Consider the following 24798-nt stretch of genomic DNA (forward strand, 5'->3'; position numbering starts at 1 on the left):
GCGGCAAGCGCCGCGTGCGACCAAAAGCCAGGAATTGTCGGGCAGCGCAAAGATCGGCACGGGACCTGCGACGATTCACCGCCACTCCCCCGCCGCAACCCGCCAAAGCGCCGCCGGTTTTGTCCTTCAGCCTGCTATTATCGTCGCACTTTGCCCTTCATGCAGGCTGCGCGCCGCGCCTGCCCGTTTCAGCGAGAGAGATCCATGAGCGTAGAGAAGACCAACCAGTCCTGGGGCGGCCGTTTCAGCGAGCCCGTCGATGCCTTTGTCGCCCGCTTCACCGCTTCCGTCGACTTCGACAAGCGCCTCTATCGCCACGACATCATGGGTTCCATGGCCCACGCCACCATGCTGGCCAAGGTCGGCGTGCTGAGCGACGCCGAGCGCGACACCATCATCGACGGCCTCAAGCAGATCCAGAGCGAGATCGAGGCCGGCACCTTCGACTGGCGCGTCGACCTGGAAGATGTCCACATGAACATCGAGGCGCGCCTGACCGACCGCATCGGCGTCACTGGCAAGAAACTGCACACCGGCCGTTCGCGCAACGACCAGGTCGCCACCGACATCCGCCTGTGGCTGCGTGACGAGATCGACCTGATCCTCGCCGAGATCACCCGCCTGCAGCAGGGCCTGCTGGGCCTGGCGGAAGCCGAAGCCGACACCATCATGCCCGGCTTCACCCACCTGCAGACCGCGCAGCCGGTGACCTTCGGCCACCACCTGCTGGCCTGGTTCGAAATGCTCAGCCGCGACTACGAGCGCCTGGTTGACTGCCGCAAGCGCGCCAACCGCATGCCCCTGGGCAGCGCCGCGCTGGCGGGCACCACTTACCCGATCGACCGGACCATCACCTGCGAACTGCTGGGATTCGAAGCGATCTCCGGTAATTCGTTGGACGGCGTGTCCGACCGCGACTTCGCCATCGAATTCTGCGCCGCCGCCTCGATCGCGATGATGCACCTGTCGCGCTACTCCGAAGAGCTGGTGCTCTGGACCAGCGCCCAGTTCCAGTTCATCGACCTGCCCGATCGCTTCTGCACCGGCTCCTCGATCATGCCGCAGAAGAAGAACCCGGACGTCCCGGAGCTGGTGCGTGGCAAGTCCGGCCGCGTATTCGGCCACCTCGCCGGCCTGCTGACCCTGATGAAGGGCCAGCCGCTGGCGTACAACAAGGACAACCAGGAAGACAAGGAACCGCTGTTCGACGCCGCCGACACCCTGCGCGACAGCCTGCGCGCCTTCGCCGACATGGTTCCGGCGATCAAGCCCAAGCGCGAGATCATGCGCGAAGCGGCCCGCCGCGGCTTCTCCACCGCCACTGACCTCGCCGACTACCTGGTGCGCCGTGGCCTGCCGTTCCGTGATTGCCACGAGATCGTCGGCCACGCCGTGAAGTACGGCGTAGACAGCGGCAAGGACCTGGCCGAGATGAGCCTGGACGAACTGCGCCAGTTCAGCGACCAGATCGACGACGACGTGTTCGCCGTGCTGACCCTGGAGGGCTCGGTGAACGCCCGCGACCACATCGGCGGTACCGCGCCGAACCAGGTCCGCGCCGCCGTCGCTCGCGGCAAGGAACTGCTGGCCACGCGCTGAGCACAGCGGTTCATGCACTACTGGAATCAGGAAAACTTCGAAGGACTGGAGCGGCTCGCCGATGAACTGGCGAGCCGGCCCGGCCTGCAGGCGCTGGCGGATTACGCCCGCGCCCGCAGTCGAGGCGTGCGCCGCGAGGCGTTTGCCGCCCTCGAAGGGTTCCTGCGCAATGCCCCTGCCCCCGACACCCTGCCAGCCCGCGAGCTGAGCCTGCAGATACTCACGCTGCACAGCCAGACGCGCGAAGCCCACCAGTTCCTCGCCCAGCCTCTGCTCGCGCGCTTCCTGGTCCCGACACTGCAAGCCTGGATTGACAGCGCACCGACGGCGCACGCACCGCTGCGCTGGCTGGGGCTGCTGCAGAATGATGGCGATCTCCTGCGCCGCGCGCTGGCGGTCGGCCCGGACGATGTCACCGTTCGCTACCGATTGATCGATTTCGCCCTGGGCGCCGCGGACTACGCGATGCACCATCTGGACGAGGGCTTCTTCATCGGTGAGCCGGCCGACGCGCGCCAGGCGCTGGAGCGGGCGACTCAGCTCATCGCCGAGGCACCGGACGCCAGTCCGTTCTCCCGCCCCGCCAAGGAAGCCGTGCAACTGTCGGCGATGCTGGATGACTGGCAGGCCTATTCGGCACAGCCCGAAGGCGACTTCGCCACCTGGTGCGCCGAGCGGCAGCGCCCCTACGCCTGGGCGAAGAAGTACTACTACACGCAGTCCTGAGCGCTCAGGTCCGCCCCAGATAGCCCAACTGCGCAGGCGTCAGTTGCAGCATGCGCGCGGCCTTGTGGTCCTTGAGCCTGGGCAGCTCCTCTTCCGGCAGACGCGCGGCACTGGCGGCAAGATTGACGATCAAAGCCTCACGACTGAACACGCCATTGTCGATGGCGTAGGCGGCGGCGATCAGGTTGCGCAGCTCCAGCGGCAGGCGCCAGCGGGTGCGCAAGGCAGAGCCGAAGCTCGCGCCGTGCTCCTTCAGGGCCTTGTCAACGTCCGCCTCGCCCAGCTCACCACCCGCGCTGTGCCAGTCCTGCAGACTGCGCAGCAGTGCCAGATCGCCCAGGCAGTGCAGTAACCCGGCGGTAAAGCAGCGATCGGCATAGGCGCCGAGGGACTCAGCCAGCGCGAAAGCAGCGTCGGCGGTATGCCGGGAAAGCTCCCAGAAGCGCTCGGCACGCTCCTTGAGCAGCGGGTCATCGAGCGTCGCGGCGCGCTGCAGCGCCACGGCCAGCATCAGGTTCAGCGCCTGCGCCACGCCCAGGCGCGACAGCGCCTGCATCAGCGTCTGGCAGGGCATGCCGACGTGCCGCGCGGCACTGTTGGCGGCGGAGATCAGGCAGGCGGTGATCTGTGGATCGTGGCCGAACTCCTGTTCGAGCATCTCCAGGTTGATGTCACTGGCCTCCATGCAGCGATTCACCGCTGCACCGACCTCGCCCATCAGCGGCGCACCTTCAGTGGCGTCGCGCTCGGTCTGCAGGAAGCGCTCCAGCGACAGGCTCTGCTCCAGGGTCGGCAGCTCGCAGACGACGTTTTCCCCCGGCGCCAGCAACAGCGAGCGCAGGCGTTCGCGCAGATTCTCGGCGTTGAACGGTTTGACCAGGTAGGCTGTGGGCGCCAGCGGCAAGGCGGCGCGCACGCTGGCGGCATCGGCCTTGCAGCTGATCAGGATGAAGGGCTGGGCGACCGGCCCGCGACGGCGCATGCGCACGTGGCGCAGCAGTTCCAGGCCGTCACTGCCGGGCAGCTCGCGCTCGGCCAGGATCAGGGCGAAGGGATGCCGGCGACAGGCCTCGATGGCCGTATCACCGTCCTCGCAGAACTCGACGGTGGCGTCGCAGCGCACGCTCAGCACCAGCTGGCCGAGCAGCTCGCGGCTCCAGGGGTCGCTGGCAGCGACCAGCACGCCGGGCGAAACGCTCATGGATCGCACCTCGTTCGGGACAGATGCCGTCGCGGGCGGAAACAACCGATCCTGAGCCTTCCCTGCCGCGTGCCCGGTCCTTCGGATGCCGCCGGCCAACGGCCTTCGGATACTGCGCAGCGTAGTCCAAAGCCCACGAGCTTTCCCATGCGCGCCATCAACTTCGGCGCACAATTCACACAAACAAACACAGAAAGCGCGCCCATAAAAAAGGCCCGCTTGCGCGGGCCTTCTTCTGAACCGTTAGAGCGGTAAGGCTCAGGCCAGTTCGTCGAAGCACTCGGCGAGGATGGCCAGGCCTTTTTCCAGCTGCGCGTCAGGGATGGTGACGGGCATCAGGAAGCGGATCACGTTGTAGTAGGTACCGCAGGAGAGCAGGATCAGACCTTTCTCACGGGCACGAACCACGATCTTGCTGACCAGTTCAGCGGCCGGCTTGTTGTGATCGCCGCCTTCGAACAGCTCGATGGCGATCATCGAACCCAGGCCACGAACGTCGCCGATTACCTTGTGCTTGGCCTGGATGTCGCGCAGACCGGCCTTCAGGCTCTCGCCAACGGCTTGCGAACGCTCCAGCAGCTTCTCTTCGTCGAACACTTTCAGCACGGCCAGGGCCGCGGCGCAAGCGATCGGGCTACCGGCGTAGGTGCCGCCCAGGCCGCCGGGAGCGATGGCGTCCATGATTTCGGCTTTACCGGAAACACCGGAGATCGGGAAACCACCGCCAACGGACTTGGCGAAGGTGGTCAGGTCCGGAACGATGCCCAGTTGCTCGGTGGCGAAGAAGGTGCCGGTACGGCCAGCGCCAGTCTGTACTTCGTCAGCGATCAGCAGGATGCCGTGCTCGTCGCACAGGGCGCGCAGGCGCTGCATGAAGGCCTTGGAGTTGACGTAGAAGCCACCTTCGCCCTGAACCGGCTCGATGATGATGGCAGCAATGTCACGCGGCTGGGCGTCGTTCTTGAAGATGCGCTCGATGCTGGCGATCGACTCGTCTTCGCTCACGCCGTGCAGTTCGCACGGAGCCAGGGCGCGGAAGATGCCGCCCGGCATCAGGCCCATGCCAGCGGAGTACGGAACGACCTTGCCGGTCAGGCCCAGGGTCATCATGGTACGGCCGTGGTAGGCGCCGGTGAAGGCGATCACGCCAGCGCGGCCGGTGGCGGCACGGGCGATCTTGACGGCGTTTTCAACGGCTTCGGAGCCGGAGGTGACCAGCAGGGTCTTCTTCGGGAAGTTGCCCGGAACGCGCTTGGCGATCTCTTCGGCCAGCTCGATGTACGGCTCGTACGCCAGCACCTGGAAGCAGGTGTGGGTCAGCTTGGTCAGCTGTTCCTGAACGGCGGCAACCACTTTCGGGTGCAGGTGACCGGTGTTCAGAACGGCAATGCCGCCGGCGAAGTCGATGTACTCACGACCTTCGACGTCCCACACGGTGGAATTCTCGGCGCGCTCTGCGACGACCGGGTGGATCTGGCCTACACCGCGCGGTACGGCGGCCTGACGACGTTGCAGCAGGGATTCGTTGGTTTTGCTCATAGCTTCCTCAGTGGCCGCTCATCGGGCGACCGGATCAAAGGATGAAAGCGGGGAGAAGCCACACACGACAGCATACGATGATCGACTGTCGCGGCACTTGCGGCCCGCCGGACGGGTTGTCCGGTGCTACCACCGGAAAACGCCGGCGCGAAGGTGGCTGTCAGCTCTTGCCTGCCACCCCGCGCCCACGGAAAAAACGGATCAGATACCGCCGAGGCAGAGGTATTTGACTTCGAGGTAGTCCTCGATGCCGTACTTCGAACCTTCGCGGCCCAGGCCCGAGGCCTTGATGCCGCCGAACGGTGCGACTTCGTTGGAGATCAGGCCGGTGTTGATACCCACCATGCCGTATTCCAGCTGCTCGGCGACGCGGAACACGCGGGCCAGGTCGCGGGCGTAGAAGTAGGAAGCCAGGCCGAACTCGGTGTCGTTGGACATGGCGATGACTTCAGCCTCGTCCTTGAAGCGGAACACCGGCGCCAGCGGGCCGAAGGTTTCGTCCTTGGACACCAGGGCGGACTTCGGTACGTCGACCAGGATGGTCGGCTCGAAGAAGGTGCCACCCAGGGCGTGCGGCTTGCCGCCGGTGAGGACCTTGGCACCCTTGGAAACGGCGTCGGCGATGTGCTCTTCGACCTTGGCGACAGCCTTGGAATCGATCAGCGGGCCGGTGGTGATGCCCTGCTCCAGGCCGTTGCCGATGTTCAGCTTGGCCACCGCGACCTTCAGCTTCTCGACGAAGGCATCGTACACGCCGTCCTGTACGTACAGGCGGTTGGCGCAGACGCAGGTCTGGCCGTTGTTGCGGTACTTGGAGATCAGTGCGCCTTCGACGGCGGCGTCCAGGTCGGCATCGTCGAACACGATGAACGGAGCGTTGCCGCCCAGTTCCAGGGACACTTTCTTGATGTCCTTGGCGCATTCGGCCATCAGCTGGCGACCGATCTCGGTGGAGCCGGTGAAGGTCAGCTTGCGCACGATCGGGTTGCTGGTCAGCTCACCGCCGACTTCGCCGGCACTGCCGGTAACGACGCTGAACACGCCCTTCGGAATGCCGGCGCGCTCGGCCAGCTCGGCCAGGGCCAGGGCGGAGTACGGGGTCTGCGAAGCAGGCTTGAGCACCATGGTGCAGCCAGCGGCCAGGGCCGGGCCGGCTTTGCGGGTGATCATCGCGGACGGGAAGTTCCACGGGGTGATGGCCGCGGTCACGCCGATCGGCTGCTTGATCACGATGATGCGCTTGTCGGGCTGGTGGCCCGGAATGGTGTCGCCGTAGATGCGCTTGGCTTCTTCGCCGAACCACTCGAGGAAGGAGGCGGCGTAGGCGATCTCGCCCTTGGCTTCGGCCAGCGGCTTGCCCTGCTCGATGGTCATCAGGCGGGCCAGGTCGTCCTGGTTCGCGATCATCAGGTCGAACCACTTGCGCAGCTTGTTGGCGCGCTCTTTCGCGGTCAGCGCACGCCAGGCCGGCAGGGCCTTGTCGGCGGCTTCGATGGCACGACGGGTTTCGTCGGCGCCCATCTTCGGCACGGTGCCGATGATCTCGTTGGTGGCCGGGTTGTTCACGTTGATGGTCTTGCCGTTGTCGGCGTCGACCCAGGAACCGTCAATGTAAGCCTGTTGGCGGAACAGCTTGGCATCATTGAGTTGCATGACCTGTCTCCTTTCGAGGAAAGCCTGTGGACGGCGGGTCTGCCTCGAGTCCCCGCCTGCCTTGTTGTCTGGATGGGAGAGACCGCAGTCTCTGCCGTTCATTCGCCCCGGCCGATCAGTATCGACGCTGGAGGCGAACGTCGCCTCAGCTTGGAGGCGATGCCAGGCGAACGGCTCTTAGTTCGCTCGGCATGCGGACACGAAAAAACGCAGGCCGGGGTCATTGCCCGGTCTGGTTGAACTCGTTCACGCACAGATTCCCGGGCTCGGCCCAGGAGTACGACTGCCCTACAACCTTCCGGTACGCTGATCGACGGAAGCCGCACGGAGACCTGTCACAAGGGACATGCGGTGGGTGCAACGGAAGACTGTCATCCCGCAGGCTGATGGCCGGCTGGTGTGATGCCAATGCTCCGGTCTCCTGTTGTTGTGATGGGGAGGCGTTTGAAATCTCAAACGAATCCTAGGGCCCCCGACTGCAAAGGGCAATAGCTCGTTCGACAAAACCAACGAAGGTATCCGCTTGCAGTGGGTTTTCGGAGGATTTCTACCGACAAGCGGCTGTTTTCGTTCGATATCATGAACGAGCGTACCCGCATTGGACGCCTGCACGGGAGATGCGTATGATTGCCGCCTGCCGCGCCAGCCGCGGCATACGCACCAGTAGCTCAGCTGGATAGAGTACTGCCCTCCGAAGGCAGGGGTCGTGGGTTCGAATCCCGCCTGGTGCGCCATATCCCTTTGTTTCGAACTGCTTCAGGCAGTCTGCGAAACCACCTGGAAAGCCCGCCCTGAGCGGGCTTTCCTGTTTCTGGTGAACAGCGCCGCGCAGGCCAGGCTTTCAGGCCGGAAAGGCCCTCGACGCCCGACGATTCCTCTTCGCCACCAGAGGCTGTATAAGCCTTGCGCCATCGCGCGCGAAAAGGACAAACCGCCCATGCTCCGGCTTCTGCTGCCCGCCCTGCTCCTGGCCCTTGCCGGGTGCGCCACCAAACCGCCGGCGAACCCCGAGAACCTCTGCGAGATCTTTCGCGAAAAGCCGAAATGGCACGAGGCGGCGCTGCAGGTGCAGAAACGCTGGGGCGGAACCGTGCAGGTGCCGATGGCGATGATGTACCAGGAATCCTCCTTCCGGCACGACGCCCTGCCACCGCGTTACTACTTCCTCGGCTTCATCCCCTGGGGCCGGGTCAGTTCCGCCTATGGCTACGCCCAGGCCAAGGACGAGACGTGGGCGGACTACAAGAAGGAAGCCGGCGGCTGGGGCGCCGACCGTGACGATTTCGCCGACGCGCTGGATTTCATGGGCTGGTACATGAACAAGACCTACAGCGTGAATCGCGTCTCCAAGTGGGACGCCTACGGCCAGTACCTGAACTATCACGAAGGCTGGGGCGGTTATCGCCAGCGCAGCTACGACGCCAAGCCGTGGCTGAAGACGGTGTCGCAGAAGGTCCAGGCGCGCGCCTACCTGTACGGCGCCCAGTACAAGAGCTGCGAGCAGGAACTGTCGGGCGGCAGCTGGTTCTAGCCGCTCGCCCCTCGATTACCCCAACGCGACGCAGACGAGAAAGGCCCGCTCAGGCGGGCTATTTCATGTCTGCCGCAAAAGTTGCGCGACGTCACACAAAGCGCGGCGCTTGTCTGTTCCGGCAGACCTCCGCAGCTTCCATAGCCTCTCTCGGATCAATGAGTTAGCCGGAAAGCCCGGCACCTTGAGATCATTCTCATGGCTATTTAGAACGCATTGCTTTCAATTTTCCTCGGGCGTAGGTTTTTGAGCCGTTGTACTGGAGAACTCACGAAGAGGTAGTCATGAACATTCTTCTGAAGAACGCCCAGATATTCGACGGCAAGCACCCCAGCCTGCACAAAGGCGATGTTCTCGTCAGCGGGCCGAAAATCCTTTCCCTCCATGAAACCCACCAACCCGCCCCTCAGGACACTCTCACCATCGACCTGAACGGCAAGTACCTGATGCCTGGGCTGATCGACGCCCATGTCCATATCACCGCCAGCCAGGTGGACCTGAACCAGGAGACCGAGTTGCCCGGCTACGTCTACGCGCGCAGCTTCAGCTTCCTCGACAGCATGCTCGCTCGCGGCTTCACCTCCGTGCGCGATGCCGGAGGCGCCGACGCGGGTATCAAGCGTGCTATCGAAGACCAGGTGATTCGCGGGCCGCGGCTGTTCATGAGTGGCCGGGCCCTGAGCCAGACCGGCGGGCACGGCGACTTCCGTCACCCGTCCAGCCCGATGCTTACCTGCGCCTGCAGCCTGCATACCGGTTCCACCATCTCGGTCATCGCCGACGGCCTCAGTGCCGTGCGCAAGGCCGTGCGCGAGCAGTTCCGCATGGGCGCCTCACAGATCAAGGTCATGGCCGGCGGCGGCATCGCCTCGCCAAATGATCGGATCGAGAACCTGCAGTATTCCGAAGCCGAACTGTCGGTGATCGTCGACGAGGCCGAACGCTACAACAGCTACGTCATGGCCCACGCTTACTCGCCGGCCGCCATCATCCGCTGCGTGCGCTGTGGGGTCCGCTCCATCGAACACGGCAACCTGCTCAATGCCGAGGCTGCCCAGGTCATGCACGAGCACGACGCATTTCTGGTGCCTACGCTATCGATCTACAACGCGTTCATCCTGAACGCTGGCAACCCGGCTGCGGGCATCCCCGACTCGGTGCTCATCAAGCTGAAAGACGTGCAAAGCCAGGCGCTGGAGGCGGTGCGGATCGCCCGTCGCCATGGAGTGAAGATCGGCCTGGGCACCGACCTGCTGGGCGAATTCCATAGCTGCCAGACCGATGAATTCAAACTTCGCGCGCAGGTCGATACGCCCTTCGACGTCCTGCAATCGGCGACGCGGGTGAATGCCGAACTGCTCAACATGCAGGACCAGCTCGGCGTGGTCGCACCGGGCGCACTGGCGGACCTGATCGTGCTGGACCAGGACCCGCTGCAGGATCTCTCCCTCTTCGATGCCGCAGGCACGCACGTGCAGATGGTCATCAAGAACGGCGAAATCCTGAAGAACCAGTTGCACTGACCGGCAGCGCAATCCGCCTCGATAGCGAGCCCCACCATGTTTCGAAACTACCTGGTGAGCCTGAGTGGCATTGCCATCATCATCAATCCGTTGACGATGTTTTCCATCTTCACGTCCTACACGCAGGGCATGCCCGCTGACGATATAGGCCGTACCGGAAAGAAAACCACGCTGGCAGTCGCCATTACCCTGCTGATCTGCATCTGGTTCGGTATGGAGCTGTTTCGTCTGCTCGGGATCACCCTCGCCTCACTGCAGGTTGCGGGCGGGCTATCGCTTTTGATCTCCTGCCTGCAGGGGCTCAACGATCCGTCGGACAGCGCGCGGCGCCCAAGCAGCAACATCGCCGTCGTGCCGCTGTGCATTCCCGTCATCGCCGGGCCGGCCGCCATCTCGGTGGTCATCCGGTTGACCAGCGAGACCGCCAGCCCGGTCTCGGTCAGCCTGGCTGCCTTGACCGTCACAGCGGTGCTGGGTAGCTTGTTCCACTTCAGCGTCCCGGTATCGAAGTGGCTGGGCGAGCAGGCCATGAGCGCGATCAAGCAGATTTCCTACCTGGTCCTGGCCTGCATCGGCGCAACGCTCTTCATCACCGGCGTGCAAACCATGATCGGCAAATAGCGGCGCCAAGAGAGTCTGTATCAAGAGAGCCTGCATGAAGGAAAGAGAGCTCACTCAACTCACCGAGTTACTGAGAACCAACCATGCACTCTGGCAGAAGTATCTTGAGCCGATCATCAACAGCGTCGGCATCACCTTCGTTGATCGCCTCATTCTCGATAATCTTCGCGAAGATGGGTTCGCCACCAAGAACGACCTGGCGAACCAGCTGGGCATGCCCCACCAGAACCTGACGCGATCACTGGCGCGCCTGGAGCAGAGCGGCCTCATCGTCATCCAGAAGAGGACCGGCCCCGACCTGCGGCAGATCTACCTGTCACTGACGCGGCAGGGCAAGCTGATCAACGACAAGATCAACGCAGACATCAACCTCGCCTGGCAGCAGGTGTGCCGCAACATTCCCGAGCAGGAGCTGCTGAGTTTCATGTCGATCCTCTACCGGATGAACAGCAACCTGCTCGATCTCTGAAGCCTGGAGACTCCGACCCGGAAAGCCCGCCGCTGTGCGGGCTTCTGCGTTCCAGGCGACCCTCAGCGCCCCATGATCCGCCGGTACTCGTCGCGGTATTCCTCGTACGGCAGGTTGCGACGCTGCAGCTCCATCAGTTGCTGCTCCTGGCTCAGTGGGCGGGAGACGTGGGCGACGGTTTCCGCCGCCGTGGGCGAGACCGGCTGCGGGACCGCTTCAGGCGGCTGCACCGGCGTGGTGGCGGGCAGTGGCAGCGGCAGGCTGCGGGACGGTCGCGCAACCAGCAGGGCGCTGGTGATCTCGTCGACTATCTGTTCGGACACCGCGCTGACTTCGGAGGAGCCCATCGAGGTGAACAGGTCGCCGTCGGCTTCGCTTTCATAGCGGCGCGAGGCGAGCAGCTGGCCGGTCAGGCCGTCGTGGTAGCGCACGGTGGAGGTGATCCACTCCTCGTCGCCACTGCCGGGACGGTTGTTGGCGTTGTGGCCGGCGCCGACCTCGATCACCACCAGGGTGGACAGGGTATCGGTGGCCCTCGGTTCGCCGTCCTGCTCGGTGAGCTGGTAATCGGCCGAACCCGCCTCGTCGCGCAGCGCTTCGCGCCAGCTGGCCTTCAGCGCGCCCCAGCGCGGGTTGGCCGCCACCGTGGCGTCGGGCTGGAAGTTCACCACCATCACGTGGTGGGTGTCGCGGTAGAGGGAAATGGGCGCGGTGCGGTCATCCCGGCGGACGTCCGAGGAACATCCACAGAGCAGGGAAACGGCCAGGGCGAGCGTGACGTTGCGCATGGTGCTTTCTCTTTATTGTCTGGCCAGCATTCTGCCAGCCAATCATGACGCCCGGATATCGTCCGAAGGTCAGGCCGCTACCAATCCTCTTCCTCATCGAGGCCCGGCTGGTATTCCTCCACTTCCTCGTCATCCTCCTCATGATCGCCGGGCGGGTCCTCGAAGAATGCCGCGTCCTCCTCCAGCAGGCCGTCGAGGTCGTCATCGAGGTCCAGCAGGTGGTCGTGTTCGGGCTCGTGGAGGTCGAGGTCTTCGTCAGTCATGGCCGGTCTTTCGTGGGGGGAAACAAGGAAGGGAATCACAGTATAAGTCGCGCCGCGGGAGGATGACGCTCCCGTGACGGCGGACGGCGCTTTCCGGCCTTGCCGGATCGCGATTCGTCCACGATTCTCTATGAACCACGGGCATAGCGCCGTGAACGAAGAACAGGGGGTAGGAATGAAGACTGTGGCTCAGCTGTTGAACGCCAAGGCGGACCAGCAGGTTTACACCATCGCCCCGGATGCGCTGGTGATCGATGCACTGCGCCTGATGGCGGAGAAGAACCTCGGCGGCCTGCCGGTGGTGGAGGCCAACCAGCTGGTCGGCTTCTTCAGTGAGCGCGACTACGCCCGGCGCCTGGCGCTCAAGGGGCGCAACTCGGAAGACACACCGATCAGTGCGGTGATGACCGCACCGGTCATCACCGTGGACACCCACCTGAATGTCGACAAGTGCATGGGCATCATGACCGAGCGCCACCTGCGCCACCTGCCGGTGGTGGAGAACGGCGAGCTGCTGGGGCTGCTGTCCATCGGCGACCTGGTGAAGGCCGCCATCGCCGAACAGGCCGAACTGATCCAGCAACTGGAACAGTACATCCGCGGCGAGTGATCGCCCCGGCGGTCGCTCAGCGAGCGGCCGCCGTTTCCACCTTGCCGCTGTGCATGTCGACGAGGCTCAGGCAACCGTCGGCGTAGCCGCTGCCCGTGTCGATATAGTGGGTATTGCCCAGCGGGCGCACGGCGCTCTGCGCGGTATGACCGACGTACAGGCGCTCCAGCCCGGCAATGACCGTGGCGTCTTCCTTCTCGATCCGCGTGCGTGCCCACATCACGATGGCGGCTGCGCGCTGACGCGACTCCTCGCCAAGCTCGCCTGCCAGCGCAGCCACGCCACTGTCCCAGTCAGGGAAAGCCGGGGTAATCGGCACCTCGGCATGCACGATACCGATGCGACGCCCTTCGCCCAGCTCCACCTCGATGGCCAGCGGCAACTGCTGCAGACGCCGGGCAATACGCTCGCGCGTGACTGGCGTGAGCTTGTACAGCCAGGCGCCACCGTTGCGCATATGCAGGTCGCGATCATCTCCCGCCAACACGATATCGATCACCAGTTGCTCGTGGTTGCCGCGCACCGAGGCGAACCAGGGCTTGGCCAGCCAGTCGAGCACCTGCGGGGAATACGGACCACGATCCACCAGGTCGCCGGCGGCGAACAGGCGGTCGGCGGCCGGATCGAACTCGACCTGATCGAGCAGACGCTGCAGCAGTTCGAAATGGCCGTGCACATCCCCCACTACGAAATCGCGGCCGCACAGGTTGCGCGGGAAGCGTTGCAGGGGTTGCTCCGGCAAGAGCGTATTCATTGCCAACTCCAGGGTTTTCAAGCGACCAGCTTACCAGCTGCACATTGCGTTCCCACGGCACTGCGACGAAAGCCGCGCCGCTCTGCCGGCCTGCTGCTGACCCACTGCTGCCCAGGCAGCGACGGCCCAGCATGAACTGTTGCCCCAGCAGCACAGCCTCCGCAGCGACCAGTAAAAATCCTTTTGTATCAGCCACTTAACAATCAACAAGAAAGCGGTACGGATGTTGCGATGTCTCCGGCAAGCCTTCCGGCCTTCATCACGCGTGAGCCAGCACAAGAGCAACGCAACAACCGCTTCATGCCTTGCGGCGACGACCGAGCACCACAGAGCCAGCCGTCTTTTCGCCGCCCCCTGGGGACACCATGTTCAAACGCAGCACCCTTTCCCTTGCCATCCTGGCGAGCCTGGCCAGCGTCGTCGTCCAAGCGGCCGACAGCGAGTCGCCGAAAACCGAAGAAGCCAGCGCCGCACCGACCCTCGGCAAGGTGGTGGTCACCGCGCAGAAGCGCGAGGAATCGGTACAGGAAGTACCGGCACCGATCACCGTGCTGAGCGGCGAGAAGATCCGCGACGCCTCCCTGCAATCGGCCAGCGAGGTCACCCGCTACACCCCCAACGCCTCCGCCGGTACCACCGACGGGCACGGTCGCCCGCGCTGGTGGATTCGCGGCCTGGGCACCGGCGACCAGGGTGCCAACACGGTCAGCCCGATCGGCATCTACGTCGACGACGTGTACATCGCCAACATCAGCGCCACCGGCTTCCCGCTGTTCGACCAGGAGCGCGTGGAAGTGCTGCGCGGCCCGCAGGGCACTCTGTGGGGCAAGAACACCACGGGTGGCGCGATCAACTTTATCTCGCGCAAGCCGACCTTCAGCCCCGAGGGCTACTTCAAGGTCGACCTGGGCAACTACGCCAACCGCATCGTCGAAGGCGCGGTGAGCGACGCGCTGGTGGACGACAAGCTGGCCGGGCGCCTGTCCTTCCACCACCAGGGCCGCGACGGCTACACCGAGAACGAGAACGACGGCAACGACCAGGGCGCGCTGGAAGACGACGCCGTGCGCCTGCAACTGGCCGCGCGGGTGAACGACAACCTCGACGCCAACCTCAACGTCCACGCCCGTCACTACCACGACACTGCCAGCTACAACACCGTGAGCTACGGCACCCGTCCGGACGGCACCAACCAGTTCGGCTATTCCGTCGACCCGAAGCTGGGCAAGGCCAACTTCAACGCCAAGTACCAGGCCGAGATCGACCAGGCCGGCAGCAACCTCAACCTGGTCTGGCAACTGGGCGACCTCGAGCTGACCTCCATCACCGCCTTCGAGCACTTCACCCGCGACGGCTGGACCGACAGCGACAACACCCCGCTGGAGCTGCAGCGCAGCTACAGCTACGCCGACAGCCAGCAATGGTCGCAGGAACTGCGCCTGGCCTCGCCGCGCAGCGACCGGCTGAACTGGGTACTGGGCTTCCACTACTTCAACGAGGACCTGGAATCGAAGAACGCCAACGCGGCGCTGCCCAACGTCTATATCCCCAGCTACTACAACAACGTCAGCTACGACCAGAAGACCGAGAGCTACGCCATCTTCGGCAGCACTACCTACAACTTCACCGACGACTTCAGCGTCACCGCCGGTCTGCGCTGGACCCGCGAGACCAAGGACATCGACCTCGAGCGCCTGGTCAACCGAGGCGCCGCCAGCTTCGGCGACGGCCACTGGTGGCAGCCGGGCAACGTCGATTCACCGCTGATCGTCAACGCCACCCAGGACGAGAGCAACACCTGGAGCGACTACAGCTGGGACCTGACGCCCGAGTACCGGATTTCCGATAACGCCCGCGCCTACTTCCGCTACGCCCGTGGCTTCCGCTCCGGCGGCTACAACGCCGGCGTCACCAGCCAGGCCACGGTGGCCAAGGTCGATCCGGAATACCTCACCTCCTACGAGCTGGGCCTGAAGTCGGAATGGTTCGACGGCCGCCTGAACGCCAACGCCAGCGTCTTCTACTACGACTACGAGGACATCCAGCTCAACATCGTCACCGCGGTGAACAACCAGACCGTCTCGCGCCTGGCCAACGGCGCCCAGGGCGAGGCCTACGGTGCCGAGTTCGAACTCGAAGCCATCCCCGTGCAGAACCTGCACCTGAACCTCGGCCTGGGCCTGCTGCACACCGAGTTCACCGACTACACCTCGGGCAACGACGACTACTCCGGCAACCACTTCGTCCGCGCGCCCAGCGTCTCGGCGGTGATCGGCGCCGACTACCGCATCCCGCTCAACGTCGGCGGCGCAGTGGTGCTGGGCACCGACTGGAACACCCGCAGCCGCCAGTACTTCTTCACCAACGACCAGAGCGCCAACATGCGCACCGGCGGCTACACCCTGGGCAACGCGCGGGTGACCTACGAGCTGCCGGGCGAGACCACGCGCATCACCGCCTACGTGAACAACCTCACCGACAAGGAATACCGCAACCACACCCTGCCCACCGGCTACCAGACCGCCGCCGTCATGTACGGCGACCCGCGCACCTTCGGCGTCTCGGTCACCACCGACTTCTGAGCGAGGTAATCCCCATGAACCTTCTGCATCGCGCGCTGCGCCGGCTGCTGCCGGCGGCCGCCGTACTGCTCGCAGGCCACGCCCTGGCCGCCGAGCAGCCGACCACCCTGCGCATCGCCACGGTGGCCTACGCCAACGCCGGGCAAATCACCTTCAACGGCCCGTCCTACGTGATCGACCGCGACAAATGGCTGGAACAGCAACTGGCCCAGCGCGGCATCAAGCTGGAGTGGGTGCCCGCCGCCACCGGTTCGGTGGGCACCTTCGTCAACGAGGAGTTCGCCAACAGGCGCATCGACTTCGCCTTCTACGGCGACCTGCCATCGATCATCGCCAACGCCTCGGGCGTGCAGACCCAGCTGATCGTCCCCGGCGGCATCGGCAACAACGTCTACCTGGTGGTGCCGCCGGGCTCCACGGCGAAATCCATCGGCGACCTCAAGGGCAAGCGCATCGCCCTGCACCGCGGTCGGCCGTGGGAGTTGTCGTTCGCCAAGCTGCTGGAAGCCAACCACCTGGGCTTCGACGACTTCCGCATCTTCAACCTCAACCCGCAGGCTGGCGCCGCCGCGCTGAGTGCCGGGCGGGTGGATGCCTTCTTCACCCTGAGCGATGCCTTCCTGCTGGAAGACAAACAGGTCGGCCGCATCATCTGGTCGAGCAAGGAGGCCCCGGCGGACTGGAAGATGCGCGCCGAAGTCTGGGGTGCGAAGGACTTCGTGAAAGACCATCCCGAACTCACACAGCTGGTGGTGGACGCCTACCTGAAAGCCGCGTGGTGGGTCTCCCAGGACGCCAACCAGGCCGAGTACCAGCAAGCCCAGACCCGCTCCGGCGTGCCGCTGAGCGTGCTGCAGCGCGAGGTCTCCGGCGAGCCCTGGTCGGCGCACTTCTCCCCGCTCTACGACGTCGCCCTGCGCCAGCACTACACCGACGGCATCGCCTACAGCCTGAAGGCGAAACTGATCCGCAACGAAGTGAAGGTGGATGACCTGCTGGAGCCCAGGTTTGTCGAGCAAGGACTGAAGAACCTGCAACTGGAAAGCTTCTGGCAGCACAGCGCCGGGCCTTCTGTCGCCGCCAAGCCCTGATCTGAGCGTAGGAGCGGTCTCTGTCCGCGATAGATTGCCGGCTACTCGGAGCCGGCCTGTTGCACATCGCGGACGGAGTCCGCTCCCACCTGAAATATCCCGCCGGAGCATACCCTCTCCCCCGCCCTCTCCCTGAAGGGAGAGGGAGCCGCCCGTGCCGGCTGACGCTTTGGTTTCAACCTGTGCCGAACGGTCCCCTCTCCCTTCAGGGAGAGGGCTAGGGAGAGGGGGAGCCAAGGCACGGATCTCCAGAGGAAGACAGTTGCTCCCACAACTGTGTCTAGGTCCGACATTGCGATCAGAAAACTCACAATGCCCCCGACTTACAAGACACCGCCTACAGTCCATCCTGTCCACCGCACCGAGCACACCGGAGTCAGAACATGGAAGGCATGACCTATAAGGGCTTCACTGCGCGCATCGCATTCGATGAGCGAGATGATCTCTTCGTTGGACGCATTCTCGGGCTACAGCAGATTGTCAGTTTCGAGGCAAAACGCCTTGGGGAACTGATGCCCGCTTTCCAGTCCGCAATCGATGATTATCTGGGCGACTTCGAAGCCTGCAGTAGGTAACCAATCCCGTAGACGGGGGTCATGCCCGCGATCTGCGAACGAAGTCCGTAGCCAGAAAAAAGCCCTCGCAAGAGGGCTTTTTCATGCCGGGCAGAAACTCAGGCCGCCGCGCCCAGCAGCTTCTGGCCCTGCTCCCAGAGGCCGGTCATCTTCCACTGCTGCTCCAGCACACCGGGACCGAATTCCTGGGAGCCGCCGAGGCTTTCGGCGAGGCCCTGGAAGTAGGCGCCTTCCTCCAGCAGCAGGATCAGCTTGGACGCCTTGATCAGGTCGTCGCCCCAGAAGGTCGCGCCGCCGTTGGCTTCGAGGATGGCCGGGGTGTGCGGGTTCTCGGCGAGTTTGTCGAGGATGAACAGCGGCTCGGGCTGGCGGCGGTCGATGTAGATCGGCAGCTCGCGGGCCAGGGTGACGCGCTGGGAGGCGGCGTAGCGGATCGGCAGCACGCGATGGGCGCTGGCCCAACCGCCGAGGTAGGCAGTGTGCACGTGGATCACCACGTTCACTTCCGGGCGCGCCTGGAAGATCGCCGCGTAACGCTTGCCGTTGCCGCCTGCGCCACGGCCGCTGAGCGGAGTCGCGCCAGGGATGCTTTCGTCGAGGACCACTTCGCCGTCGTAGGTAGCCACCACCGCACGGATTTCCTGGTCGTCGGCCCAGGGGTTCGGCGCGTGGACGGCGATCACCTTGTCGCTGTCCGGTACGCGCACGTAGGCCTGGTAGGTGTTGCTGGCGGTGAGGGTGCGGCTTTCCTTGAGCACGCGGAAGGCCTTGGCAAAGTCGCGGCGGACCTGTTCGAGCTGGCTGGCGAGTTGCGGGTCGAGGGTGGACATGGAGTGCCTCCTGGCAGTCGGGGATGGATGAACCGCGTGGCGGTGTTCCACTGACTGAGCAGGACTTGTGCCACTAAAAAATATCACTAAAAATCAATGAGTTGGATGAACAAAAGGCCAACAAACGGGCACCAACCCCGGCGAAACGGGCGAAATTGCTGCCCGCCCAGCATCCCCTGCTGACCCACTGCTGCTGTACAGACAAACGCCCTGCTGCCACAGCAGCACGCCAGCCTGAAAGCCCCGCCCCGCCTGGCCTTCAGGCTTTGGGCACAGCCCTTGCTCAAGACCCTGCACGAGCAGCACGACGCTGCCCCGCCAAGCAAAGGAGCATGGTCATGAGCACCGAATTCTTCTGGCGACTGCCGCTGGGCAGCGACGGTCCCTATCTTGCCTCGGACAAGAACAACCGCGGCAGCCACATCGAGCGCCCCGGCAACATCGCCCCGGGTCGCCTGCCCAACGGCGAGCCGGACGGTTTCACCTACATCGACTACATCGCCCAGGTGGCCAAGGCCGCCGAGATCGCCGGCTTCGAGGGCGCGCTGCTGCCCACCGGGCCGGAGCCGTGGATCGCCGCCGCCGCGCTGGCCCGCGAGACCCGCCGGATCAAGTTCCTGATCGCCTTCCAGGCCGCCTGGACCCTGCCGGCCTACGCGGCGCAGCAGGCGGCAATCCTCCAGCACCTGTCCCGCGACCGCCTGGAGTGGAACATCATCACCGGCGGCAACCCCGCCAGCCAGCGCGCCAACGGCGACTTCCTCGACCACGACAAGCGCTACCAGCGCACCGGCGAGTTCCTCGACATCATCGACGGCCTGTGGAAGAACGAGCAGTTCTCCTACCAGGGCGACATCTACCAGCTGGAGAACGGCTCGCTGCCGATCGCGCTGCGCAACGTGCGCAAGCCCGGCGTGTATTTCTCCGGCTTCTCGGACCCGGCGCTGGACGTTGCGGCGAAGCACGCCGACGTCTACCTCAACTGGGCCGAACCCATCGACAAGCTCAAACCGCACCTGGAACGCGTGCGCGAGCTGGCCGACAAGCAGGGCCGCGAGATCCGCTTCGGCATCCGCATCGACCTGTTCGCCCGCGAGACCGAAGAGGCCGCCTGGAGCGAACTGCGCCGCCAGTACGAGCGCATCGACGCGCGCACCAGCGCCTTCATCAAGAACTTCGCCACCGGCTCGGATTCCGTCGGCGCCGCGCGGCAGACCGCCTACCACCAGAACGTCGAGCGCTTCGACGACCTGATCCTCGGCCCCAACCTCTGGGCCGGCTTCGGCAAGGCCAAGCCGGGGCCGACCATCGGCCTGGTGGGCAGCCACGAGAACGTCGCCGAACGCCTCGCCGAATACCGCGACGCCGGCTTCTCCACCTTCATCCTCGCCGGCAATCCGCACCTGGAAGAAGCCCTGCGCATCGGCCAGGAAGTCCTGCCGCTGGTACAGGGCAAACGCGCTGACATCCACGAACTCAAGGCCCGTGCCTGAGCCACAAGGAGCTGAACATGTCCCCTCCCCTCGATACCCTCTGGTACACCCGCTGCCCGGTGCCCACCGGCCTCGGCATCGCCGTGCAGAAAGGCTGGCTTGAAGAATCCCTTGCCGAGCAGGGCACGCAGATCAAGTCGCTGCGCGAGTCCGCCGACCAGGCGGTGCGCGAGTCGCACTTCGACCACACCCTGCAGAACTCGGTGCGCCACGGCGGCAACATCCCGGCCATCTGGGCCCGCGCCAGCGGCCGCGAAACCCGCGTGATCGGCCTATCCTGGGCCAACGAGGCGCAACTGATCCTGACCACCGCCGAGAGCGGCATCCGCAACGTGCGCAACCTCAAGGGCCGGCGCTTCGGCCTGCCGGACTGGAGAGGCGCGCAGATCGACTTCACCCGCGCCCAGGCCATTCGCGGTCTGGAAAATGCCCTGCGCCTGGAAGGCCTGGAAGTGCGCGATCTGGAGCTGGTGGACTTCGGCCTGAAGGGCACCTTCAGCGACGAGGCGCCGGGCAACATCGTCGGCATCACCGGCCACGGCGGCAGCCGTCGGCGCAGCCAGAATCCGGAACTGGTCGGGCTGTTACGGGGCGAGGTCGATGCGATCTTCCTCAAGGGCGCCCACGCCGTACAGCTGGCGCAGCAGTTCGGCCTGCACACGGTGATCGACACCGGTGCCCACCCGGAACCGCTGATCCGCGCCAACAACGGCACGCCGCGCACCCTGAGCGTCGACCTCAACCTGCTGGAGCAACATCCCGACGCCGCCACCGCGATCCTCGCCTCGGTACTGCGGGCCGAGGACTGGGCGCACCAGCACCCGGACGACACCCGCCGCTACCTGGCGCGGGAAACCAACAGCAGCGAGTTCTGGGTCGCCACCGCCTACGGCGAGGACGCCCACCTGCGCCTGCGCACCAACCTCGACGAAGGCTCGATCCTCGCCCTGCAGGACTTCACCGACTTCCTGCAGCGCTGGAACTTCATCCCGGCGCGCTTCGACGTGCGCGAATGGATCGACCCGCGCCCGCTGGAAGCCCTGCGCAGCCGCCTCGCACAAAAGACCGGCTGAGCAACGTCACGAGGGCGATTCCCTCTGTTTCCCGACCCGGCCCCCGCGCGACGATGCGGGGGCTTTCATCCCCCCGACGGACACCCATGAGCACACCGCTGGAAACCCTCTGGTACACCCACAGCCCCGTACCCACGGGCCTCGGCATCGCCGTCGAATCCGGGCGCCTGGCCCAGGCCTTCCGCCCGTTCGGCACGCGCATCCAGTCGCTGCGCGAGTCGTCCGAACGCGAGGTGCGAGAAGCGCACTTCGACCATCACCTGCCCTACTCCGTGCGCCACGGCGGCAACATTCCGGCCATCTGGGCCCGCGCCAGCGGCGCACGCACGCGGGTGGTCGGGCTGTCGTGGAGCGACGAGGTGCAGCTCATCGTCAGCGCCCCGGACAGCGGCGTGCGCAGCATCCGCGACCTGCGCCACCGACGCTTCGGCCTGCCGAAGTGGGCCAACGTGCAGATCGACTTCACTCGCGCCCAGTCCCTGCGCGGTCTGGAAAACGCCCTGCGGCTGGAAGGCCTGGAAGTGCGCGACGTCGAGCTGGTGGACTACCCCTACGGCGGCACCTTCAGCGACGATCCGGTGCGCCATGTGTTCGGCGCCCAGGTCGCGCTCAAGGGCAACCGCGTGGTGCAGCGCAACAACGAGCTGATCGGCCTGTTGCGCGGCGACATCGACGCCATCTTCCTCAAGGGCGCCCACGGCCTGCAGCTGGCCCACGAGTTCGGCCTGCACGTGGTCATGGACGTCGGCTCGCACCCCGAGCCACTGGTGCGCTCGAACATCGGCACGCCGCGCACCCTGACCGTCGACCAGCAACTGCTGGACGAACACTTCGATGCCGCCGTGCTGGTGCTCGACACCGTGCTGCGCGCCGAGCAGTGGGCCTGGGCGCACCCCGAAGAAACTCGCCGTTTCCTCGCCCGCGAGCTGAACACCAGCGAGTTCTGGGTCGCCAGCGCCTATGGCGAGGACGCCCACCTGCGCTTGCAGACCAACCTGGCGGAGCGCTCGCTCAACGCCCTGCGCGACCTCACCGCGTTCCTGCAGCGCTGGGCATTCATCGGTAAAGACTTCAGCGTCGACGACTGGATCGACCCACGTCCGCTGGAAGCCCTGCTGGGGAAGATCGATGTCGCCATCTAGCCCGGCGCGGCCCGCCGCCTTCCTGCTCAACTTCATGCTGCTGGCGGCGTTCAGCGGCGCCACTATTGGCATGGCGAAGATCGTCACCACGCTGTACGCCATCAGCATCGGCGCCAACGCCATGCAGATCGGCATCATCTCGGCCATGGAAGCGCTCGGCATGGTGATCCTCACCCTGCCCGCCGGCTTCGTCATCGCCCGCTTCGGCGCGCGCCGCGTGTACTTCCTCGCCAGCCTCGGGCCGATGCTGCTGAACCTGGCCATCCCACTGTTCGGTGGGTGGCTGTGGCTGGCCTGTGCGCGGCTGCTGATCGGCCTGTGCATCCCGTTCCGCATCGTCGCCATGAACAGCGCCTTCCTGCGCCAGCTCAAGCGCATCGGCAACGACAAGGCCGGCTGGTACCGCGGCTCGCTGACTTTGGGGATGGGCCTGCTCGGCCCGCTGCTGGGCAACTGGCTGAGCGGCGCGGCGAGCTTCACCTGGGGCTTTGCCGCCATCGGCCTGTGCTTCGGCCTGATGGCTTTCTACAGCCTGGGTTTCTGGGAAGGCGAGGCACCCGCCGAGGACGTGCCCGTGGCCGCCGCCACCGGTGGGCTGCTGCAACAGGTCAGCGCCATGCTGGCCAATGTCGAGATCGCCGAGAGCTGCCTGATTGAGCTGCTCAGCGCCGCCACCAGCGCGCTGTTCGGCACCTTCATCCTGCTGCTGGCGATGGACGTCGCCGGCCTGTCGCAAGGCCAGGCGGTGAGCCTGGTGATGATCCAGGGCCTGGCCTCGGTGCTTGGGCTGTTCGGCTTCGGCTACCTGATCGAACGCAGCGGCCGGCGCCTGGCCTACGTCGGCAGCCTCGCCGCGGCACTGGCCGCACTGTTGCTGCTCGGCGTCGCCCGCGATTACTGGCTGCTCGCACTGGGCGGAGTGCTGCTCAGCGCGGCGGCGGCGCTCATCCACCTGGTGAACATGGCCCAGCTGGGCGAGCACGCCATGGACAAGAGCAAGATTTCCGGGCTGTTCAACCTCGCTTCCATGTCCGGCAGTTTTTCCGGCGCGCTGCTGGGCGGGGCGATCAGCCACTTCGTCGGGCTGGGCAACCTGTTCCTCTGCTGGATTCCCCTGGTGCTGCTGGCCGCGCTGTTCTGCTGGCAACGCAAGCAGCGCCGCCAGAGCGCCGGGCCATTGCTCGGACAGGAGGGCTGAGACATGAGCCGAACATTCGATCGCCTGAGCTGGTTCGCCTCGCCGCTGCTCCTGCTGCTGGCCTGGTTCGCCGTCGCCCGCGCCGGCTGGTTCCCGCCGCAGCTGCTGGTACCCCCGGCGGAGGTCTGGGCCAGCTTCCAGGACCTGCTGGCCAGCGGCGAGCTGCGCGAGCACGTGGTCAACAGCCTGTCGCGTCTGGCCATCGGTTTCTCCATCGGCGCCGTCGGCGGGCTGCTGCTGGGCACCGCCATGGCCCTGTCGAAGAACGTGGAGGCCTACTGCGCGCCGCTGTTCCATACCCTGCGCCAGGTACCGTCGATTGCGCTGATCCCGATGTTCATCCTGTTCTTCGGCGTGGAAGAGACCTTCAAGGTGCTGATCGTCACCAAAGCCGCCTTCTTCCCCGTGGCACTGGCCGCCAGCGAAGGCGTGAAGGGCATTCCGCGCAGCTACTTCGAGGTCGCCAGCGTGTACCGCCTGCCGCTGTGGAGCCTGCTGCGCGACGTTGCCTTCCCCGCCGCCGCACCGCCCATCGTCACCGGCCTGCGCATCAGTCTGAGCCGCGCCTGGATGGTGCTGGTGGCCGCCGAACTGCTCGCCGCCGACAGCGGTCTGGGGCAGATGATCGAGCTGAGCCGGCAGATGCTGCGCATCGACATCGTGATGGTCGGCGTGGTGGTCACCGGGGCCATCGGCTTCGTCCTCGACTTCGCCTTCCGCCTGCTGGAGAAGCGCCTGCTGCGCTGGAGACCGACGCCATGATCCGACTTCTCAGGAGTCTTCGCGGGCTGGTATTGCCGGCGCTGCTGATCGCCGCCTGGCACTGGCAGTCGCAACAGGGCGCCAGCGCCACTTATGCCTTCGTTCCGCTGGGGCGCATCGGCTCCGGCTTCGCCGAGCTGATCAAGACCGGCGAGCTGTGGCTGAGCGTTTCCGCCAGCCTGCAACGCACCTGCCTCGGGCTGCTGCTGGGCGTGCTCGCCGGCTTTGCGCTGGGCGCCGGCATGGCGTTGTCACGGCCACTGGAGCGGCTGTTCGCGCCGCTTTATCACACGATCCGCCAAGTGCCGATCCTCGGCCTGATCCCGCTGATCGCCCTGTGGTTCGGCAGCGGCGAGCCGTCCAAGGTGCTGATCGTCAGCCTTGCCGCCTTCTACCCGATGACGCTGAACGCCTTCGAGGGCTTCCGCGACGTGGAGAAACGCTACCGCGAAGTCGGCCGCCTGTATGCCTTCGGCCCCTGGCAGCAGTTCCGCGAGGTCCTGCTGCCCGGCGCACTGCCCAGCCTGAGCAACGGTGTGCTGCACGCGCTGGCCTTCGCCTGGGTCAGCTCGGTGGGCTGCGAGCTGTTCCTGTCCACCGGCATGGGCCTGGGCAACCTGATGATGAACGCCGAGACCGGCTCGCGCATGGAGATCGTAGTGATCGGCGTGCTCAGCATCGGCCTGCTCGGCTACGCCATGAACCAGCTGTTCGCCCGCGCCGCGCGCCACCTGCTGCGCTGGCGCAACCTGCGCTGAACCCTCTATGAGTGCTT

Annotated in this window: 23 protein-coding genes and 1 tRNA gene; 17 read left to right on the plus strand and 7 right to left on the minus strand. The window is 65.3% G+C overall.

Features of this window, described 5'->3' with window-relative positions; translation table 11 throughout:
• The first annotated feature begins 204 nt into the window (after positions 1–204).
• The gene (gene argH / locus IB256_RS15810) at positions 205–1599 is read left to right on the plus strand and encodes an argininosuccinate lyase (RefSeq protein WP_138213208.1); all 1395 of its coding nucleotides are present in this window, start codon (positions 205–207) and stop codon (positions 1597–1599) included.
• Between the two features lie 12 nt (positions 1600–1611).
• Entirely contained in the window at positions 1612–2325 is a 714-nt protein-coding gene (locus IB256_RS15815; RefSeq protein ID WP_192403209.1) for a hypothetical protein, read from the plus strand.
• 4 nt (positions 2326–2329) lie between these two features.
• On the opposite strand, the gene IB256_RS15820 is transcribed toward IB256_RS15815, so the two are convergent.
• The 3 genes from IB256_RS15820 to gabD all read right to left on the minus strand — a co-directional run bounded on the left by IB256_RS15820 (position 2330) and on the right by gabD (position 6718).
• A complete protein-coding gene (locus tag IB256_RS15820; protein ID WP_192293961.1) occupies positions 2330–3526 on the minus strand; it encodes an HDOD domain-containing protein in 1197 nt (398 codons plus the stop codon).
• A 258-nt stretch (positions 3527–3784) separates the two neighbouring features.
• A complete protein-coding gene (gabT, locus tag IB256_RS15825) occupies positions 3785–5065 on the minus strand; it encodes a 4-aminobutyrate--2-oxoglutarate transaminase (protein WP_045213232.1) in 1281 nt (426 codons plus the stop codon).
• A gap of 201 nt (positions 5066–5266) precedes the next feature.
• Complete coding sequence (gene gabD, locus IB256_RS15830; protein ID WP_081518737.1) at positions 5267–6718, minus strand: NADP-dependent succinate-semialdehyde dehydrogenase; 1452 nt, start codon at positions 6716–6718, stop codon at positions 5267–5269.
• Between the two features lie 657 nt (positions 6719–7375).
• Here gabD and IB256_RS15835 point away from each other — a divergent pair.
• The 5 genes from IB256_RS15835 (at position 7376) to IB256_RS15855 (ending at position 10862) form a co-directional block, all read left to right on the plus strand.
• Positions 7376–7452: transfer RNA gene (locus tag IB256_RS15835), tRNA-Arg, on the plus strand.
• Between the two features lie 203 nt (positions 7453–7655).
• Positions 7656–8249 carry a hypothetical protein gene (locus tag IB256_RS15840; RefSeq protein ID WP_192293962.1) on the plus strand — a complete coding sequence of 198 codons (594 nt, stop codon included), beginning with the start codon at positions 7656–7658 and terminating at the stop codon, positions 8247–8249.
• A 284-nt stretch (positions 8250–8533) separates the two neighbouring features.
• Positions 8534–9772, plus strand: a complete 1239-nt coding sequence (locus tag IB256_RS15845) for a metal-dependent hydrolase family protein (protein WP_192403211.1) — start codon at positions 8534–8536, stop codon at positions 9770–9772.
• A gap of 36 nt (positions 9773–9808) precedes the next feature.
• Positions 9809–10393 (plus strand): MarC family protein, encoded by a 585-nt coding sequence (locus IB256_RS15850; RefSeq protein WP_192403214.1) that lies wholly within the window; start codon positions 9809–9811, stop codon positions 10391–10393.
• 34 nt (positions 10394–10427) lie between these two features.
• Positions 10428–10862, plus strand: coding sequence for a MarR family winged helix-turn-helix transcriptional regulator (locus tag IB256_RS15855; RefSeq protein WP_192293965.1), 435 nt, complete (start codon positions 10428–10430; stop codon positions 10860–10862).
• Positions 10863–10924: 62 nt separating this feature from the next.
• Here the strand turns inward: IB256_RS15855 and IB256_RS15860 are convergent, their stop codons facing one another.
• Together IB256_RS15860 and IB256_RS15865 are read right to left on the minus strand one after the other, a co-directional pair.
• Complete coding sequence (locus tag IB256_RS15860) at positions 10925–11650, minus strand: hypothetical protein (protein ID WP_192403216.1); 726 nt, start codon at positions 11648–11650, stop codon at positions 10925–10927.
• Between the two features lie 77 nt (positions 11651–11727).
• Positions 11728–11913, minus strand: coding sequence for a hypothetical protein (locus IB256_RS15865; RefSeq protein ID WP_192293967.1), 186 nt, complete (start codon positions 11911–11913; stop codon positions 11728–11730).
• Between the two features lie 175 nt (positions 11914–12088).
• On the opposite strand from IB256_RS15865, the gene IB256_RS15870 reads away from it, so the two are divergent.
• Complete coding sequence (locus tag IB256_RS15870; RefSeq protein WP_081518744.1) at positions 12089–12523, plus strand: CBS domain-containing protein; 435 nt, start codon at positions 12089–12091, stop codon at positions 12521–12523.
• Between the two features lie 16 nt (positions 12524–12539).
• Here IB256_RS15870 and IB256_RS15875 read toward each other — a convergent pair whose 3' ends face one another.
• The gene (locus IB256_RS15875; protein WP_192293968.1) at positions 12540–13277 is read right to left on the minus strand and encodes a metallophosphoesterase; all 738 of its coding nucleotides are present in this window, start codon (positions 13275–13277) and stop codon (positions 12540–12542) included.
• A 365-nt stretch (positions 13278–13642) separates the two neighbouring features.
• Here IB256_RS15875 and IB256_RS15880 point away from each other — a divergent pair, with 365 nt between their 5' ends.
• The 3 genes from IB256_RS15880 to IB256_RS15890 all read left to right on the plus strand — a co-directional run bounded on the left by IB256_RS15880 (position 13643) and on the right by IB256_RS15890 (position 17525).
• Positions 13643–15859 (plus strand): TonB-dependent receptor, encoded by a 2217-nt coding sequence (locus IB256_RS15880; protein ID WP_192293969.1) that lies wholly within the window; start codon positions 13643–13645, stop codon positions 15857–15859.
• Positions 15860–15873: 14 nt separating this feature from the next.
• Complete coding sequence (locus IB256_RS15885) at positions 15874–16950, plus strand: ABC transporter substrate-binding protein (protein WP_192403218.1); 1077 nt, start codon at positions 15874–15876, stop codon at positions 16948–16950.
• A gap of 383 nt (positions 16951–17333) precedes the next feature.
• Positions 17334–17525 (plus strand): hypothetical protein, encoded by a 192-nt coding sequence (locus IB256_RS15890; RefSeq protein WP_192293973.1) that lies wholly within the window; start codon positions 17334–17336, stop codon positions 17523–17525.
• A gap of 98 nt (positions 17526–17623) precedes the next feature.
• Here the strand turns inward: IB256_RS15890 and IB256_RS15895 are convergent, their stop codons facing one another.
• The gene (locus IB256_RS15895) at positions 17624–18355 is read right to left on the minus strand and encodes a class II aldolase/adducin family protein (RefSeq protein ID WP_192403220.1); all 732 of its coding nucleotides are present in this window, start codon (positions 18353–18355) and stop codon (positions 17624–17626) included.
• Positions 18356–18693: 338 nt separating this feature from the next.
• Between IB256_RS15895 and IB256_RS15900 the strand changes: the two genes are divergently transcribed.
• The 6 genes from IB256_RS15900 (at position 18694) to IB256_RS15925 (ending at position 24781) form a co-directional block, all read left to right on the plus strand.
• Positions 18694–19848 carry an LLM class flavin-dependent oxidoreductase gene (locus tag IB256_RS15900; protein WP_138213222.1) on the plus strand — a complete coding sequence of 385 codons (1155 nt, stop codon included), beginning with the start codon at positions 18694–18696 and terminating at the stop codon, positions 19846–19848.
• A gap of 17 nt (positions 19849–19865) precedes the next feature.
• The gene (locus IB256_RS15905) at positions 19866–20921 is read left to right on the plus strand and encodes an ABC transporter substrate-binding protein (RefSeq protein ID WP_192403222.1); all 1056 of its coding nucleotides are present in this window, start codon (positions 19866–19868) and stop codon (positions 20919–20921) included.
• Between the two features lie 86 nt (positions 20922–21007).
• A complete protein-coding gene (locus tag IB256_RS15910) occupies positions 21008–22063 on the plus strand; it encodes an ABC transporter substrate-binding protein (RefSeq protein WP_192293981.1) in 1056 nt (351 codons plus the stop codon).
• A complete protein-coding gene (locus tag IB256_RS15915) occupies positions 22050–23261 on the plus strand; it encodes an MFS transporter (RefSeq protein WP_192403224.1) in 1212 nt (403 codons plus the stop codon). The genes IB256_RS15910 and IB256_RS15915 overlap by 14 nt, the downstream gene beginning before the upstream one ends.
• Positions 23262–23264: 3 nt before the next feature.
• Entirely contained in the window at positions 23265–24023 is a 759-nt protein-coding gene (locus IB256_RS15920) for an ABC transporter permease (protein ID WP_192293985.1), read from the plus strand.
• Complete coding sequence (locus IB256_RS15925) at positions 24020–24781, plus strand: ABC transporter permease (RefSeq protein ID WP_192403226.1); 762 nt, start codon at positions 24020–24022, stop codon at positions 24779–24781. Before IB256_RS15920 ends, IB256_RS15925 begins: the two co-directional genes overlap by 4 nt.
• The last annotated feature ends 17 nt before the right edge of the window (positions 24782–24798 follow it).

This window comes from Pseudomonas sp. PDM17, assembly GCF_014851985.1.
Taxonomy (GTDB): domain Bacteria; phylum Pseudomonadota; class Gammaproteobacteria; order Pseudomonadales; family Pseudomonadaceae; genus Pseudomonas.